Here is a 15718-nt window from a genome sequence, read left to right on the forward strand (position 1 = left end):
TAAGCAAAGGAGTGCACGATGGCGGATCCACTCGACGCTTACTCGCGCGTCGTCTCGTCCGTGGCGGCCGAGTTGCTGCCGAAGGTGGCCAGCGTGCGGGCCGGCCAGGGTAGCGGGTCCGCGGTGGTGTTCACCGCCGACGGGTTCCTGCTGACCAACGCGCACGTGATCGGCAATTCCCGGGACGGCACCGTGGCCTTCGCCGACGGGAGCTCGGGGGACTTCATCGTGGTGGGCCGGGATCCGCTGTCGGATCTGGCGGTGATCAGGGCGCAGACGGCCACGCCCCCGCCGGCCACGCTCGGCGACAGCGACGAGCTGGTCGTGGGACAGCTCGTCGTGGCCGTGGGCAATCCGCTCGGCCTGGCCGGATCGGTGACGGCCGGGGTGGTGTCGGGGCTCGGACGGTCGTTGCCCGCGCGCAGCGGGTCGGCCGTCCGGCTCATCGAGGACGTCATCCAGACCGACGCCGCGCTCAATCCGGGGAACTCCGGCGGCGCGCTGGCCGACTCGCAGGCGCGGGTCGTCGGGATCAACACGGCGGTGGCCGGGGTGGGGGTGGGGCTCGCCGTCCCCATGAACGCCACGACCCGATCCATCATCGCCGCCCTGATCAGGGACGGGCGGGTACGGCGGGCGTTCCTGGGGCTGGTGACCTCGCCCGCGCCGCTGCCCGACGCGCTGCGGCGGCGGACCGGGCAGACGGGGGCGCTGCGCGTGGTGGAGGTGGTGCCGGGCTCGCCCGCCCACCGGGCCGGGTTGCGCTCCGGCGACCTCGTGCTGAGCGCGGGGCGCAACCCGGTGGGGGACGCGCAGAGCCTGCAAAGGCTGATGTTCGCCGACGCCATCGGGCAGCCGTTACCGATCACCGTCTATCGGAACGGCGCGCTGGTCGATGTCATCGCGGAGCCGGTGGAGCTCACCGGCTCCGGCGTCTGAGCCCGCGCCGCCTCAGGCAGAAGCCGGGGCGTCCGGCCCAGGGGCGTGAGAGGCCGCGGCGGGTTGGGGGCGGACGTAGGTGCCGTTGCGGCGGGCCAGGAGTTCGTTGAGGAGCGCGTCCCACTTCTCCCCCACCGCGTCCACGTCGTACGTGAGCGCCGTCTCCAGCGCCCCCGCCGCCAGGTCCCGCCTCAGCTGCTCGTCCTCGATCACCCGGATGATCGAGGAGGCCAGGTTGGCGTTGGTCCGCGGCTTCACCAGCAGTCCGTCGACCTCGTCAGTGATCATCTCCTTGGGGCCGTGCGGGCTGTTGAAGCTGACGATCGCCAGCCCCTTGCCCATCGCCTCCAGGATCGTCATCGGGAAGCCCTCGTGACGCGAGCTGAGCACGAAGACGGACGCCTTCTCCAGCTCGGCCCCCACGTCGGAGGTCGGTCCGGGCAGCTCGACCTTGCCCTGCAGCCCCGCCTCCGCGATCTGCTGGGCGAGGTTCTCCTCCTGCGGCCCCGCGCCGAAGATGCGCAGCGTCCAGTCGGGATGGGTGGCGGCGACCGTCTCCCAGGCGGTGATGAGCCGGTGGAAGCCCTTGATGCGCGTCATCCGGCCGACCGCGATGGCGACCTTGGCGTCCAGCTTGGAGATGCCGCCCGTCATCGGTGGCACGGCGTTGGGGATGCGGGTCAGCTTCTTCGGCTTCTTCGGCAACGTCTCACGATAGTCGCGCAGATCGGCCTTGGTGAGCGTGACCAGGGCGTCGAGGCGGCGGTAGCGCCACTTGATGAGCTCCTGCATCGGCTCGGCCTGGGTGCGCAGCGCCACGTGCTCCTGCCCGATCGTGATGACGTTGGGCAGCGCCAGCTGGGCCACCGCCAGGTTGAGACCGGGGCGGGTGGCCATCAGCACGCCGGTGTCGAGCGAGCGGATGTAGCGGGCGAGCTTGAGGTCGGTCCACAGGTTGAAGCGGTGGTAGGCCGACTCCTCCTTGGGGATGATCCGGCTCGGCATCTTCGACAGCATCGCGCGCAGCGGGTCGGCGCTGGGGTTGAGCCGGTCGTCGAGGAATCGGAACTTCACCCGCGGGTCGATGGGGAAGAACGGCTCCTCGGCCTCCTTCAGGATGCTCACGATCTCGACGTCGTGCTCCTTGGCCAGGTAGCTGGCCAGGTTGAACACGGTCCGGATCGTGCCCCCCATCCCGTACGCGTGCAGCAGCAGAATGCGGATCTTCCGCGTCGAAGGCGGCGGCGCGTTGAGTGTCTTGCGCCGGTTGTACCCCCGATACAGTCGGCGCACCGCCGACTTGCCTTTGCGTGCCAATGCGCGCACCTGACAGATCCCCCTTTGTCACCCGGAAGAAGTCTCAACACACATGGCCGGTGACGAGGAATCTCGCCACCGGCCTATTGTCTCGCTTCGGCGGAGTGCACGTGTTCATCCCCTATGCGCTTTCCCCACCTATGATCCTTAGACGCCTGTAACGTCACTAAGGTTGCATGCGCGGCCGATGCCGGAGATCGGGAGTGTGCGGCGGACGCTCGGCCAGCAGCTCCAGCGCGACGTCGATGGCCCGCTCGAGCTGCGTGTCCACGCCCCTGGCGTAGTCCTGCGGGGTGATGTCCACCTCGATGTCGGGATCGGTGCCGTAGTTCTCGACCTGCCAGCCGACGTCGTCGAAGGCGAAGGAGAACTCCGGCTGCGTCGTCACCGTGCCGTCGGCGAGCTGGTGGCGCGGCCAGATGCCGATGACGCCGCCCCAGGTGCGCTTGCCGACCAGCGGCCCCAGCTTCAGCACCTTGAAGGTGTGGCTGAAGATGTCGCCGTCGGAGCCCGCCCACTCGTTGGTGATCGCCACCAGCGGCCCGCGCGGCGACTCCGGCGGGTACGGCTCCGGGTCGCCCCACCGCGGATAGTCGTAGCCGAGCCGCCGCCTGGCCAGCTTCTCCAGCAGCAGCGCCGACACGCTGCCGCCGCCGTTGAAGCGCACGTCCACGATGAGCGCCTGCCGGTCGTACTCGGCCAGGAGCCCGCGGTGGAACTCCCCGAACCCGTCGGGCCCCATGTCGGGCACGTGCAGGTAGCCCACCCGGCCGCCGGAGCGCTGGTGGCACTCGGCACGGTTGAGGTTGACCCAGTCGCGGTAGCGGGCCGGCCGCTCGTCGGAGATGGCGCGCACGGTGACGGTGCACACCTGGTCCTCCCGCCGCAGCGTCAGCTCGACCTCCTCGCCGGCCTGGTTGACCAGGCGCTCGTTCGGGGTCGCGGCCTCGCCTATGGGCGCGCCGTTGATGGCCAGGACCGCGTCGCCCGTACGTACGTCGACACCGAGCCGGTTCAGCGGCGAGGTCGCCTCCGGATCCCACGGGTCACCGGTCACGATGGAGCGGATGTGGTAGACGCCGTCGCGGTAGTCCCAGTCGACGCCCAGCTTGCCCTGCGTGTAGTCGGGCCCGGGACGATATTCGCCGCCGCTCTCGAAGGCGTGGCTGGTGGCGAGCTCGCCGTGCAGCTCCCACAGCAGGTCGGAGAACTCGCCCCGGGTCGTGACCCGCTCCACCAGCGGCCGGTAGCGGTCGTAGACGGCCGGCCAGTCGACGCCCGCCATGTCCTCGCTCCAGAAGTTCTCCAGCTGCAGCCGCCACGCCTCCCGGAACATCTGCCGCCACTCCGCCTCCGGGCAGACCGACACCTTGATCCGCGACAGGTCGATCCACCCGCTCTCCCGCCCCGGCGCCTCCTCGTCCTCGGGCGCCTCGTTCGCCTTGACCACCCGCAGCCTGGAGTCCGCGCGGTAGAGCAGCGTCTTGTGGTCGCGGCCCAGCTCGAAGTCGGTGACGCCGTCGGCGAAGTGCACCTTCTTGCCCTTGGCGAAGTCGAACAGGTGCAGCGAGCTCTCGCCTTCGAGCGGGCTGGTCAGGATCAGCGCCTTGCCCTTGAGCCCGGCCACCTTCTCGTAGCGGCCCTCGGGCAGCGGGAACTGGGTGACGCGCCGGGTCAGCCCGTCGACGTCGACCTGCAGCGGCTCCGGCTCGTCGCCGTCCTCCTCGTCCTCCCCCAGGGGCCGTTGCAGGGGCATGAACGGGTCGGGCGCGTCCGCCCGCAGCGCCACCGCGTACGGGCGTGTGCCCAGCGGGAAGCCCAGGTCGAACTGGAGCTGGTCGTAGACCGGCGAGAAGGTGCGCTGGCCGATGAAGTAGAGGTAGCGGCCCTGCGGGTCGAACGCCGGCATCGCGTCCTGCAGCACCGGCTCCGTGGCCTGCAGCGTCCGCCCGGTCTCGGGGTGGTGCAGCTTGATCGCGCTGGACTGGGCGTTGAGCGGGCTCGAGTACGCCAGCCACCGCCCGTCGTGCGACCACGCCGGGTCCTCGGGCGAGCCGTGCGGGTTGGCCTCCACCAGCGCCGGCCGCCCGGTGACCAGGTCGAGCAGGTGCAGCTCGTGGCGGTGGTTGACGACGGCCACCCGGTCGTGGACCGGGTCGGGGACGAGCGCGGTGATCCGCCCCAGCCTGGCCACCTCCGTGCCGCCGCCGCCCTCGTGGCCTTCGAGGACGACCAGCCGCTCCTCGTCGCGGTCGTCGCTGGCCGCCGCGATCAACCGGGTGCCGTCGTTGAGCCAGGTCAGGAGCCGGTAGCGGACCCCGTCGGGCGAGCCGTGCTGGGTCACCGGCCCCTCCCAGTCGGCCATCGCGTACGCCTTGCCGCGCGCGGTGACGGCCAGCGCGCTGCCGTCGGGGCTGAGGGTGGCGCCGTCGAGGTAGTCAGCGGGGTCGACGAACCTGCGGTTGCGCTGCGTCCTGGAGCTGGCCAGCTGCACGTCCAGCCGGTGCGCCGGCTCTCCGGGGTCGAGCAGGTAGAGGTCGGCGCCGGCGTGGTAGACCAGCCGGTGCCCGTCGCCCGACAGGTTGCGCGCGTAGTAGTCGTCGTGGTGGGTGTGCTTGCGCAGGTCCTGGCCGTCGGGGGCGCACGAGTAGACGTTGCCGACGCCCTCGTGGTCGGAGATGAAGCACACCCGGCCGCCGCTCCAGCAGGGCGAGGCCAGGTTTCCCGGCAGCCTGATCAGCCGCCGGAACTCGCCGTCGCCGCGCGGGTCGATCCACAGGTCGCCGACGGTGCCGCCGCGGTAGCGCTTCCACCGCGCCGGGTCGGCGGTGTTGCGGCCGAGCACGATCATGCCTTCTGGCCCGTACGCGATCGAGTTGGCCGGGCCGTACGGGAGCCGCTCAGGGACCCCGCCGGGCTCGACGCGGTGCAGCCATTTGCGCGCCTCGAACGGCTGGGCCGCGTCGCTGGCGTACAGGATGCGCCCTTCGGGGTCCCAGCCGGTGACCGTGCAGCGCGCGCCGTGGAAGGTGACCCGGCGGGCGGCGCCGCCGTCGGACGGCATGACGTACACCTCTTCCGGGCCCTCCTCGCGGCCGACGAACGCGAGCTGGTCACCGCGCGGCGAGATGCGCGGATAGCCCGCCTCGGCGAGCCCCGCGGTCAGCCGGAAGGCCCGCCCGCCCTGGGCGGACACCATCCACAGGTCGTCCTCGGCGGCGAAGACGACCACGTCCTGGAAGACGGCGGGAAAGCGCAGGTAGCCGGACATGAGAGCCACTCCTGGTCGAGCCGACAGCCGAGGGCGCGCGCCCCCGGCTGTCAGATCACATCACCCGGGTCAGACATTTCGCCACAACTGCCCGGTCGTCCCGACCGGCGGCCAAGAACTTCCCCCCGCGACCGCCTGGTCGCCGGCCCGGGCAGCCGGGCCACCGCTGCCCCGTCCGGGTCACTCCTCGCCGGAGGGCGACTTGCGGGTCTCCCGCTTCGTCTCCTTGGTCTGCCTGCTGGTCTTGATGGCCTGCTTCTTCGACTTGCCGGACTTGGCGGCGGGTTTCTTCTTCGTGTCTGCCATGGGATTCCCCCCTGTACGGACATGCGCACCGGAATGGTGCACTGTGCCACTTAATACCCATCTAGCCAGGAAACCCGACATACCACCTACCGGACCGGTCGATCACCCGCCGGCGCGGACCACCAGACCCCTTCTCCGTGCGACAGCCCCGGCAGCCGCCGCTCGACCTCGTGCACCGCGGCCGCCGGGATCTCGCCCTCCAGCACCCAGGTGTCGTCGCGCCTGCCGGTGTCGTGGAGCTCACCGCCCAGTGCGGCGAGCCTGGCGGTGACCGCGCTGAACGTCTCCGGCGGCACCTCCAGCTCGAACCGGTGGCACGGCTCGTACACGGTGGTGCCCGCCAGGCGCAGCGCCCGCATGAGCACGACCCGGGCGCGGCCGCGGAAGTCGGCCGCGACCGTGAGGGGCGGGGCGTAGCCGGTCCTGGTCACCGTGACGAGCACGTCGGTGACCGGCCAGCCGTGCGGGCCCTCGCCCAGGGCCTGGCGCACGCTCTCCTCGATGGCCCGGTGGTAGGCCAGCGGCAGCGAGCCGAGATCGACCTCCAGCCGGTAGCCGACGCCGGAGCCCTTCAGCCCCGGATCGACGCGCAGGCCCACGGTGGCCAGGAACTCGTTGCGGCCGTGGCGCTGGATCTCCTCGACGACCTCCGCGGTGCCCGACGGGCGCTCGAAGTAGACGGGCCGGCTCGGCTCGAAGAGCGCCTCGACGCCGAAGTCCCTGGCCAGGGTCTCGCCGATGACCTCTTTCTGCACCTCCCCGTACAGCAGGACCGAGGTCTCGCCGCCGGTCAGGGTGCGGGTGCCGATCAGCGGGTCCTGCTCGGCCAGCGCGAGCAGCGCGGCGTGCAGGCGCGGCTCCTGGCCGGGGACGCGGGGCCGTACCACGGTCTCCAGGCTGGGCGGGGTGAAATGGGCCTGGTGCGCGGGCCCGGGCTCCCCCAAGTGGTCGCCGACGCGGATCTCGGGCACGCCCCAGACCTTGACGATGTCCCCGGCCACCGCCTGCCGCCGCCCGGGGGAGCCGGCGACGGCCAGCGCGGTCAGCCTGCCGTCATAGGCGTCCCGCCCCCGGTGGAAGGTGAGGTGCTCGCGCGCTCGCAGCGCGCCCGCGCGTACCCGCAGGTAGGCGACCTTCTCCCCGGACGGGGCGCGCTCGATCGCGAACACCGTCGCCCGCGCCGCCTCCTCCCGGTCCCCGGCCGGCTGGGTCACGGCGGGCAGCAGGTGGACGGCGTCGAGCAGCTCGCCGACGCCCTGCCCGGTCAGCGCCGAGCCGAACAGCACCGGATGCGCCTGCCCGGCGGCGCACTGCCGCGCCAGCGCCGCGCGTACCTGGCCGAAGTCGGGCGTCTTGCCCTCGACGAGCAGCTCCAGCAGCCCGTCGTCCCGCTCGGCCAGCACCTCGGCCGCCGCCTCGGGCGAGGCGACGCCGGCGGTGACGGCCGCTTTGGAGCCGAGGTGCCGCACGGTGTTCAGGGCCACGCAGTACGGCGAGAGCCGCCGCCGGATGTCGGCCAGCAGCTCCCGCTCCCTGGCCCCGGCCCGGTCGATCTTGTTGACGAAGATCAGCGTGGGCAGGCGCAGCCGGCGCAGGGTCTTCATCAGGACCCGGGTGTGCGGCTGCACGCCCTCGACGGCCGACAGCACCAGCACGGCGCCGTCGAGCACGCCGAGCGCGCGCTCCACCTCGGCCACGAAGTCGGCGTGGCCGGGTGTGTCGACCAGGTTGACCCGCAGGTCGCCCAGGCTGAAGGAGGCGACGGCCGTGCGGATGGTGATGCCGCGACGGCGCTCGATCTCGCCGGAGTCGGTCTGTGTGCTGCCCTCGTCCACGCTGCCGAGCCGGTCGATGACCCCGGTCTCGAAAAGCAGCCGCTCAGTGAGGCTGGTCTTGCCCGCGTCTACGTGCGCGAGGATGCCGATGCTCAGGATGTGCACGGTGCTGGAAGTCCTCGGGAACTCTCGTGCCAATGGGGCGCTGGGAGATTCCGAGGCACCGCATCTCATGCTCCTGATCGTCGGCGGACGGTTGCCGGGCCATCCTGCCATCGCGGCGGGGGCACCCGCGAACCATTTACAGGGCCTGCGCCAGGGCCACCCCGCAGTAGGCCGCGCCCAGCCCGGCCACCACGCTGGCGGCCGCGTTGGCCACCGCGTGGAAGCGCGCGCCCTCCTCCACCAGCCGCACCGTCTCGTACCCGAACGTCGAGTACGTGGTCAGCGCCCCGCAGAACCCGGTGCCCAGCAACGCCATCACCCCGCCGGCGGCGGGCAGCGCGGCCAGGAAGCCCAGCAGCGCCGAGCCGGCCACGTTCACCGTCAGCGTCCCCCACGGGAACACCGTGTCGTGGCGCGCCTGCACGGCCCGGTCCGCGAGATAGCGCAGCGGCGCGCCGAGCGCCGCCCCGAGGACGATGAGCAGCACCGTCATCGCACGCCCGCCAGCATCCCGGCGATCCGCCTGGTCAGCCACATGCCCGCCACCACGGCCGCCACCGCCGCCACCAGCGTGGCCGCCAGGTAGACCAGCCCCGTCAGCGGCGCCCCCGCCGCGACCGCCCGCTGGATGTCCACCGCGTACGTGGAGAACGTCGTGTACCCGCCCAGCACCCCCACCCCCAGGAACGGCCGCACGAGGCGGTGCGCCTGCCGCACCTCCGTGATCATCACCATGAGCACGCCGATCAGCAGGCACCCGGACACGTTGATGAGGAAGGTCGCCCAGGGGAAGTCCGCCGGCCCGGACGGCAGCGCCGACTGCAGGCCGAAACGCGCGAGCGCGCCCAGCGCGCCCCCGGCCGCGATCGCGGCGAGCACGGGCCAGTGCAGCTCGGCGCGCTGCGCCGGGATGTGGAGATCGACGTCCGGGTCGATCGGACGATCAGTCACATAACCCTCCCCGTGTCAAAACACCGGATGCCGGGAATTTCTCTAGACAACCTTTGATGTTCGGAGGCCTGCTTGAGCACGAAGGACGCCATCGCCCTTCTAGCGGGAGCCATCATCGTCGTTTCCTTCGTCGGCGGCGCCAAGACCTCTCCGGCCACGGCGACCAGCCCGCTGGGCAACACCAGCGGGACGCGGCCCGGTCTGGCACCCATCATCTCGGACGCCGACAAGGGCAAGGCACGCGACCTCATCAAACGGGTGCGCGTCAAGGGGCTCGGCTCCAACACCGGCTACGAGCGCACCCGGTACGGCGACAACTGGGCCGACACCGCGAGTGGGGTGCCGTACGCGCGCAACGGCTGCCGCACCCGCGACGACCTGCTGGCCCGCGACGGCCGGAACGTGAAATACCGGTCGGGCTCCAGCTGCGAGGTCGTCTCCATGGAGCTGAGCGACCCCTACACCGGCCGGACCATTCACTGGCACAAGGACAACCCGGACGAGGTGCAGGTCGACCATGTGGTGCCGCTGAACTACGCGTGGCGCATGGGCGCGCCGCGCTGGCGGATGTCCAAGCGGCTCGACTTCGCCAACGACCCGCTGAACCTGCTGCCCGTGGCCGGCTACGCCAACGAGCAGAAGGACGCCTCCGGCCCGGCGGGCTGGTTACCGCCGCAGCGGCGCGTCCGCTGCGCGTACGTCACCCGCTTCGCGCAGGTCGCGCTCAAGTACAACGTGCCCGTCACCGCGGCGGACAAGAGGATGATGCTGGCCCAGTGCCGTTGACTGGGCCGCTAGCGCGGGTCCTCCCAGGTGAAGCCGTGCCCGAACGTCTGCTCGGCCAGGATCCGCTGCCCGTCCATGTTCGGGTGGAAGTAGTCCCACTTGCTGACGTGATCGAGCGTGAACGGGTAGGCGAACACCGCGCCCCCGTCGGTGCGGCAGCCGGGCCCGAACCTGGCGCACGCCTGGGCCGCCGTGCGGTTGTAGGCCATGACCCGTGCCCGCACCCGCTGGCGGCGCTCGACGTCGGCGCGCTTGGTCGAGGTGGGCTGGGCGAGCATGGACTGGCAGATGTGGCCGGCCGTCCAGAACGTGCGGGCGAGCGGGACGGTCTTGCCCACCTGCCAGAGCCGCCGCAGGTCGGGGATGCTGGCGATGAACACCCGGGCCGCGGGCATGCCGGCCCGCAGCTCGGCCAGCGCCGCGTCCATCCGCCGCCGGTACGTCTCGACGGGCGTCATGGCCTGCTCGGTGCGCACGCACGCGTCCTGGGCCCCGATCAGGATCGTGACGTAGTCGGCCTTGGCCTCGACGGCCTTGCGCACCTGGCCGAGCAGGTCGGCGCTGGTGGCCCCGGGGACGGCGAAGGTGAGGTTGTGCTGCTGGAGCGTTCCAGACATGGCCGACAGGCGCAGGTAGTGGCTGTTCACCCCGGCATTGTCGCCGGAGGACCACGAGCGCGGGATGCAGGAGACGTAGAAGCCGCACGCGTTGAAGCCGGTGGAGATGGAGTCGCCGAGCGCGGCCATGATCTCGGGGACGGGCTGTGCCGCGGCGGCCTGCGCCGGACCTGTGGCGGAGACGAGCAGCGTTGCGGCGAGGACTGAGCCCAGGCGACCGATCATGGACCCAAGGTAGGAAGCGGATCAGTGACCGGCCATGACGTACGGGCCACGTCTGTGATTTCAGGACCGACTTCATATCGCCGCTTGACAGCCCAGACCTGATCAGGATGGGGTAAATGCAGCTCAACGTCTGGTTTTATCCGGGTTCGTTGACCGTAACCTCGCATTCACGGGGGTCTGAGTCGAACGTGTTCAGTTCCCGCATAGAGTGTCTTGGGTGAGTGTCGCGCTCGGAACAACCCGCCCGCTACCGGTTCGCACCACCCCTGTCGGCGACCCGGGCGACCTGCTGGCATCCCTGCCCAGGACCGCCCCGTACGCCTGGGTCAGGAACGGCGAGGGCCTGGTCGGCTGGGGTCAGGCCGCACGGGTGGCCGTGCCCCCGGGCCCGGGCCGGTTCGCCTGGGCCCGCCAGTGGCTGGCCACCGTGTTCGGCGACGCCCACGTCGACGACGCCGTGCGCACCCCCGGCTCCGGCCCGGTCGCCTTCGGCAGCTTCACCTTCGACGAGGACGCCCATGGCTCCGTCCTCGTCGTCCCGCGCGCCGTGCTGGCCCGCCGCGACGGCCACGCCTGGCTCACCACGATCGGCGACGCGCCGCTGGAGACGTTCTCCCCCATCCGCGACCCCGGCCGCATCAGCTACGGCGACGGCAGCCTGAGCGCCCCCGAGTGGGAGCACGTCGTGGCCAGGGCCGCCAAGCGCATCCGCGAGGGCGAGCTGGAGAAGGTCGTGCTGGCGCGCGACCTGGTCGCCACCGCCGAGCGGCCCATCGACGTGCGCCTGCTGCTCACCCGGCTGGCCCGGCGCTATCCCGAGTGCTACACGTTTTCGGTCGCGGGGCTGGTGGGGGCCACGCCCGAGCTGCTGATCAGGCGTACGGGCCAGGAGATCGAGTCGCTCGTGCTGGCCGGCACCACCCCGCGCGGCACCGGCCCGGCCGACGACCTCGCCCGCGGGGCCGCGCTGTTGGCCTCGCCCAAGGACCGCCACGAGCACGAGTGCGCCATCGCCTCGGTCCGCCAGACGCTCGCCCCCCTCTGCGCCTCGCTGGAGACGCCGGACGAGCCCGAGCTGCTGATGCTGCCCAACGTCCAGCACCTGGCCAGCCACGTCACCGGGCGGCTGGCCGACGGGGCCTCCGTCCTCGACGTGGTCGCCGCCATGCACCCGACGGCCGCCGTCGGCGGCACCCCCACCCCCACCGCGATCGAGGTCATCCGCGAGCTGGAGGGCATGGACCGGGCCGGCTACGCCGGGCCCGTCGGATGGATAGACGCCCACGGCGACGGCGAGTGGGGCATCGCGCTGCGCTCGGGGCTCGTGCAGGGCCGCCGGGCCCGCCTGTTCGCGGGCGGCGGCATCATGGGCGACTCCGACCCGGCGGCCGAGCTGGCCGAGGCCCAGGCCAAGTTCAGGGTCATGCAGTACGCGCTGGAGGGCTGATCAGCCGGGGACGTGGATCTCCTCGCCCACGTCCACGCGCGCCCGCCCGGCCGTCAGCGTCGCCACCCAGTCGGCGAACGGCGCCACCTCGTCCTCGCCCACGGAGACGGCGAAGGTGACCTCGCCCGCGTACGTCACCTCGCGCACCGGATGGCGCGAGGCCCGCAGGTCGTTCTCGACCCGCCCGGCCTGGTCGTGGGCCACCGCGACGCGCACGACGCGGGCCGGCACCATCCGCACCGGCTCGGCCCGGTCGAGGGTCTCGGTCACGGCGGAGCCGTAGGCCCGCACCAGCCCGCCCGCCCCCAGCAGGGTGCCGCCGAAATAGCGGGTCACCACCGCCACCACGTCGCTGAACCCCCTGCCCACCAGGGCCTGCACCATCGGCGTGCCCGCCGTGCCGCCCGGCTCGCCGTCGTCGTCGCCCTTCTGGACGCGCTGCCCGACGACGTACGCGGTGCAGTTGTGGGTGGCGCCGGGATGCTTCTGCCGCCGCTCCCCGATGAACGCGACCGCCTCCTCGACGCTGCGCGCGGGCGCCAGCGCGCAGATGAACCGGGAGCGCTTCGCCTCCGTCTCGTGCTCGACGACGGAGGTGAGGGTCAGGTACGGCGCAGGCACATTCGACAGGTTATGCCCTTGCCGGACGAACTCCGGAAGCTACCATCTCGTCATTCCGTCAGGACCTAAGGGAGGGTCTCATGGACACTGTGAACGGCCTCATGCCCTTCGTCTCGTCGGCGATCGACGCCTACGGCGTGAGTGTGCTGGCCAAGACCCGCGAGCTGGCCGCCGACACGGCCGTGGCCCGCGGCACCCGCATCCTGCAGCGGGTCTTCGGCCGCGGTGACGCCGCGTCCAGACAGGTGATCGAGACGATGGCGAGCGCCAAGCCGGACGACGAGCCGAGCCGCGCGGCGTTGAAACTGGCGATCATGGAGGCGTTCCGCGCCGACCCGCACCTGGCCCGCGAGGTCGCGGCCATGTTGCCCAGGATGACGGATGGCATGATCGTGGCAGAGGACAACGCCCCCGTCCTCTGACGCGAAGGAGGGACGTCCCTTGCCCAGCGAAGGCGGGAGCAGGCTGCTGGCCGTCAGCGATCTGCACGTCGGCTACGAGGAGAACCGGGCCATCGTCCAGGAGCTGAAACCGGACGACCCCGGCGACTGGCTGCTGGTCGCGGGCGACGTCGGCGAACGGCTGGAGGACATCGCCCGGACGCTGGGCCTGCTGGCCGCGCGGTTCGAGCGGGTGGTCTGGGTGCCGGGCAACCACGAGCTGTGGACCCCGCCGGGAGACCCGCCGGAGCTGCGGGGCGTGGCCCGCTACAACCACCTCGTCGCCATGTGCCGCGAGCTGGGCGTGGTGACGCCGGAGGACGACTATCCGGTGTGGGAGGGAGCGGGCGGGCCGGTCCGGATCGTGCCCCTGTTCCTGCTCTACGACTACACGTTCCTGCCGGCCGGCCATCTCACCAAGGCGAGCGCGCTCGCGTACGCGCACAGCACCGGTGTGGTCTGCACCGACGAGTATCTCCTGCACCCCGACCCGTACCCGAGCCGCGAGGCGTGGTGCCGGGCCCGGGTGGAGCTGACCAGGCGGCGGCTGGCCGGGCTGGACGACGTGCCGCTGGTCTTCGTCAACCACTATCCCCTGGTACGCGAGCCGACCGACGTCCTGCGCTACCCGGAGTTCGCCCAGTGGTGCGGCACGACCGCCACCAGGGACTGGCACACGCGCCACCCGACCGCCGCCATGATCTACGGCCACCTCCACATCCCCCGCGTCACCTGGTACGACGGCGTGCGCTTCGAGGAGGTGTCGCTCGGCTACCCCCGTGAGTGGCGGCGCAGGCCGGGCGGCCGCAAGCTCCTGCGCGACGTGATCGTCACCTAGCGGCCCCACCCTCGCAGACCACCGCCCCGGCTTGGCGCCGTCGGCGGTCTCTTCCGTGAACCGCAAACACTTCTTCGCGAAGAAGTGTTTGCGAAGAAGTGTTTGCGGTTTAGGCTTCGCATCATGACGCCATCCCCTGACAGCGTGGTCGTCCTCGACGCCAAGGGCCTGCGCGCGCTCGCCCACCCCCTGCGGGTGCAGCTCGTCGACCTGCTGCGCAAGCACGGCCCGTCCACCGCCACCCGCCTGGCCGAGCGCCTGGGGGTGAACTCGGGCACGGCCAGCTACCACCTGCGCAGGCTCGGCGCCGCCGGGTTCGTGGAGGAGGACACCGAACGCGGCAACGCGCGGGAGCGCTGGTGGCGCTCGGTCCACCGGACGACCCGGCTCACCGACGAGGGCGGCCTGTCCGACCGGGAGCCGGAGGCGGTGCTGGCGTACATGCAGTCCATCGCCGCCCTCTACAACCTGCGCACCCAGCAGGCGCTCAACGAGCTGCAGACCATGCCGCAGCCGTGGCGCGGCGTGCTCGACCTCAGCGCCGTCCCGTTCCGCCTCACCCCGGAGGAGGCGCTTCGGCTGCGGGCAGACCTGACGGAGCTCTTCGCGCGCTACCGGCGCGACGGCGACGAGGCGCCGGCGGACGCGGTCCGGGTCTACCTGATGACGCAGGTCATCCCCGAGCTGGACGACCCTGAGGAGGCATGATGGAGCCGCGCGGGTCCTTACGGCCGATGGCCGGGCTGCTGGCGGCCATCGCCGTGTCGACGACCGGGACGCGGGTCTCGGCCATCGCGCTGCCCTGGTTCGTGCTGACGAGCACCGGCAGCGCGGTGTGGACGGGGCTGGTGGCGTTCGCGGAGATGGCGCCGTACGTGCTGGTCAAGGCGCTGACGGGGCCGCTCGTGGACCGGGCGGGGCCGCGCCGGATCTCGTGGGTCGCCGACGTCGTGAGCGCCTCGGCCGCCGCCGCGATGGTCGTGCTGCACGCGCTCGGCCTGCTGCCGCTGGGCGTGATCGTCGCGCTGGTGGCGGTGATCGGCGCGGCCCGCGGGCCGGGCGACCTGGCCAAGGAGATCATGATTCCGGAGGCGGCCGAGCGCGGGCGGGTGCCGCTGGAGCGGGCCACCGGGCTGATGGGCGTGACGGAGCGGCTGGCCGTGACCGTGGGGCCGGGGCTGGGCGGCGCGATGGTGACGCTGCTCGGCTCGCTGTCCGGCCTGGGCGTCAGCGCCGCCCTGTTCGCGCTCGGATCGGTGGTCGTGGCCGTGGTGCTGCCACGCGACCTCGGGCACCGTGCGCCCGACGCCCCCGCGCACGAAGAGGAGGAGGGCTACTGGCGGCGGTTCGGCCAGGGCTTCGCGTTCCTGCGCGGCGAGCCGCTGCTGCTCGCGGTGATCGTCATGATCGCCGCCACGAACCTGCTGGACGCGGCCTGGAGCCAGGTGCTCGCGCCCGTGTGGGCCATGGAGTCCGGCCACGGGCCCGCCGTCCTCGGGCTGAGCGTCAGCGTGCTCGGGCTGGCCTCGGTCGGGGGCAGCCTGGTGGCCGCCGCGGTGGCGCACCGGATGCGGCGCAGGCCGGTGTTCTTCGTGGCGTTCCTGCTCGGCGGGCCGCCGAAGTTCCTCATGTTCGCCGTGGACATGCCGGTGTGGGGGCTGGTGGCGGCGTCCGTGGTGATCGGGTTCAGCGGCGGGTTCCTGAACCCGATCCTGAGCGCGATCTCGTACGAGCGCGTGCCCCGGCACCTCCTGGGCCGGGTGGGCGCGCTGCAGGGTGCGGTGATGTGGGCCGGCATCCCGCTGGGCGGGCTGCTGGGCGGGGCGGCGGTGACGGCGGCCGGGCTGGCGCCGGTGCTGCTGGCGTGCGGGATCGCCTACGCGCTGGTCACGAGCCTGACCGGGCTGCGTCCCGAGTGGCGCGAGATGGACCGGCTGCGCGGCCACGGCCCTCCCGCCGTACCGGCGCCAGAGGGCAGCGCCGGTACGGCGGGACGTTCCAGCGGGTGACGGCCGCCGCC

The 15718-nt window shown here is 72.1% G+C and carries 15 protein-coding genes; 7 read left to right on the forward strand and 8 right to left on the reverse strand.

Annotation, left to right across the window (positions count from 1 at the left end):
• Window positions 1-18 precede the first annotated feature (18 nt).
• Entirely contained in the window at window positions 19-939 is a 921-nt protein-coding gene (locus tag ACWDRB_RS27980) for a S1C family serine protease (RefSeq protein WP_397370138.1), read from the forward strand.
• A 12-nt stretch (window positions 940-951) separates the two neighbouring features.
• On the opposite strand, the gene ACWDRB_RS27985 is transcribed toward ACWDRB_RS27980, so the two are convergent.
• The 6 genes from ACWDRB_RS27985 to crcB (ACWDRB_RS28010) all read right to left on the reverse strand — a co-directional run bounded on the left by ACWDRB_RS27985 (window position 952) and on the right by crcB (ACWDRB_RS28010) (window position 8724).
• Window positions 952-2265, reverse strand: a complete 1314-nt coding sequence (locus ACWDRB_RS27985) for a glycosyltransferase family 4 protein (RefSeq protein WP_449898446.1) — start codon at window positions 2263-2265, stop codon at window positions 952-954.
• A gap of 157 nt (window positions 2266-2422) precedes the next feature.
• Entirely contained in the window at window positions 2423-5527 is a 3105-nt protein-coding gene (locus ACWDRB_RS27990) for a S41 family peptidase (protein ID WP_449898449.1), read from the reverse strand.
• A gap of 180 nt (window positions 5528-5707) precedes the next feature.
• Entirely contained in the window at window positions 5708-5833 is a 126-nt protein-coding gene (locus ACWDRB_RS27995; protein WP_350731994.1) for a hypothetical protein, read from the reverse strand.
• 86 nt (window positions 5834-5919) lie between these two features.
• Entirely contained in the window at window positions 5920-7773 is a 1854-nt protein-coding gene (locus tag ACWDRB_RS28000) for a GTP-binding protein (RefSeq protein ID WP_449898452.1), read from the reverse strand.
• Window positions 7774-7909: 136 nt separating this feature from the next.
• Window positions 7910-8266: a fluoride efflux transporter CrcB gene (crcB, locus tag ACWDRB_RS28005; RefSeq protein ID WP_355200949.1), complete on the reverse strand. Its 357-nt coding sequence runs from the start codon at window positions 8264-8266 to the stop codon at window positions 7910-7912.
• On the reverse strand, window positions 8263-8724 hold the full coding sequence (crcB, locus tag ACWDRB_RS28010) for a fluoride efflux transporter CrcB (protein WP_364256777.1): 462 nt from the start codon (window positions 8722-8724) through the stop codon (window positions 8263-8265). The genes crcB (ACWDRB_RS28005) and crcB (ACWDRB_RS28010) overlap by 4 nt, the downstream gene beginning before the upstream one ends.
• Before the next feature lie 72 nt (window positions 8725-8796).
• On the opposite strand from crcB (ACWDRB_RS28010), the gene ACWDRB_RS28015 reads away from it, so the two are divergent.
• Window positions 8797-9510 (forward strand): HNH endonuclease family protein, encoded by a 714-nt coding sequence (locus ACWDRB_RS28015; protein WP_449898455.1) that lies wholly within the window; start codon window positions 8797-8799, stop codon window positions 9508-9510.
• An 8-nt stretch (window positions 9511-9518) separates the two neighbouring features.
• Here the strand turns inward: ACWDRB_RS28015 and ACWDRB_RS28020 are convergent, their stop codons facing one another.
• Window positions 9519-10352, reverse strand: coding sequence for a GDSL-type esterase/lipase family protein (locus ACWDRB_RS28020; protein WP_449898458.1), 834 nt, complete (start codon window positions 10350-10352; stop codon window positions 9519-9521).
• Window positions 10353-10569: 217 nt separating this feature from the next.
• On the opposite strand from ACWDRB_RS28020, the gene ACWDRB_RS28025 reads away from it, so the two are divergent.
• On the forward strand, window positions 10570-11799 hold the full coding sequence (locus tag ACWDRB_RS28025; protein ID WP_449898461.1) for an isochorismate synthase: 1230 nt from the start codon (window positions 10570-10572) through the stop codon (window positions 11797-11799).
• On the opposite strand, the gene ACWDRB_RS28030 is transcribed toward ACWDRB_RS28025, so the two are convergent.
• Entirely contained in the window at window positions 11800-12420 is a 621-nt protein-coding gene (locus ACWDRB_RS28030) for a YigZ family protein (protein ID WP_355377622.1), read from the reverse strand.
• Between the two features lie 80 nt (window positions 12421-12500).
• Between ACWDRB_RS28030 and ACWDRB_RS28035 the strand changes: the two genes are divergently transcribed.
• The 4 genes from ACWDRB_RS28035 (at window position 12501) to ACWDRB_RS28050 (ending at window position 15707) form a co-directional block, all read left to right on the forward strand.
• Entirely contained in the window at window positions 12501-12842 is a 342-nt protein-coding gene (locus ACWDRB_RS28035) for a hypothetical protein (RefSeq protein ID WP_449898465.1), read from the forward strand.
• A gap of 19 nt (window positions 12843-12861) precedes the next feature.
• On the forward strand, window positions 12862-13698 hold the full coding sequence (locus tag ACWDRB_RS28040) for a metallophosphoesterase family protein (protein ID WP_449898468.1): 837 nt from the start codon (window positions 12862-12864) through the stop codon (window positions 13696-13698).
• Between the two features lie 123 nt (window positions 13699-13821).
• Window positions 13822-14406 carry an ArsR/SmtB family transcription factor gene (locus ACWDRB_RS28045; RefSeq protein WP_350731975.1) on the forward strand — a complete coding sequence of 195 codons (585 nt, stop codon included), beginning with the start codon at window positions 13822-13824 and terminating at the stop codon, window positions 14404-14406.
• The gene (locus tag ACWDRB_RS28050; protein WP_449898471.1) at window positions 14403-15707 is read left to right on the forward strand and encodes an MFS transporter; all 1305 of its coding nucleotides are present in this window, start codon (window positions 14403-14405) and stop codon (window positions 15705-15707) included. The genes ACWDRB_RS28045 and ACWDRB_RS28050 overlap by 4 nt, the downstream gene beginning before the upstream one ends.
• Window positions 15708-15718: the final 11 nt, after the last annotated feature.

The sequence above is a fragment of the Nonomuraea sp. NPDC003707 genome, from assembly GCF_053587055.1.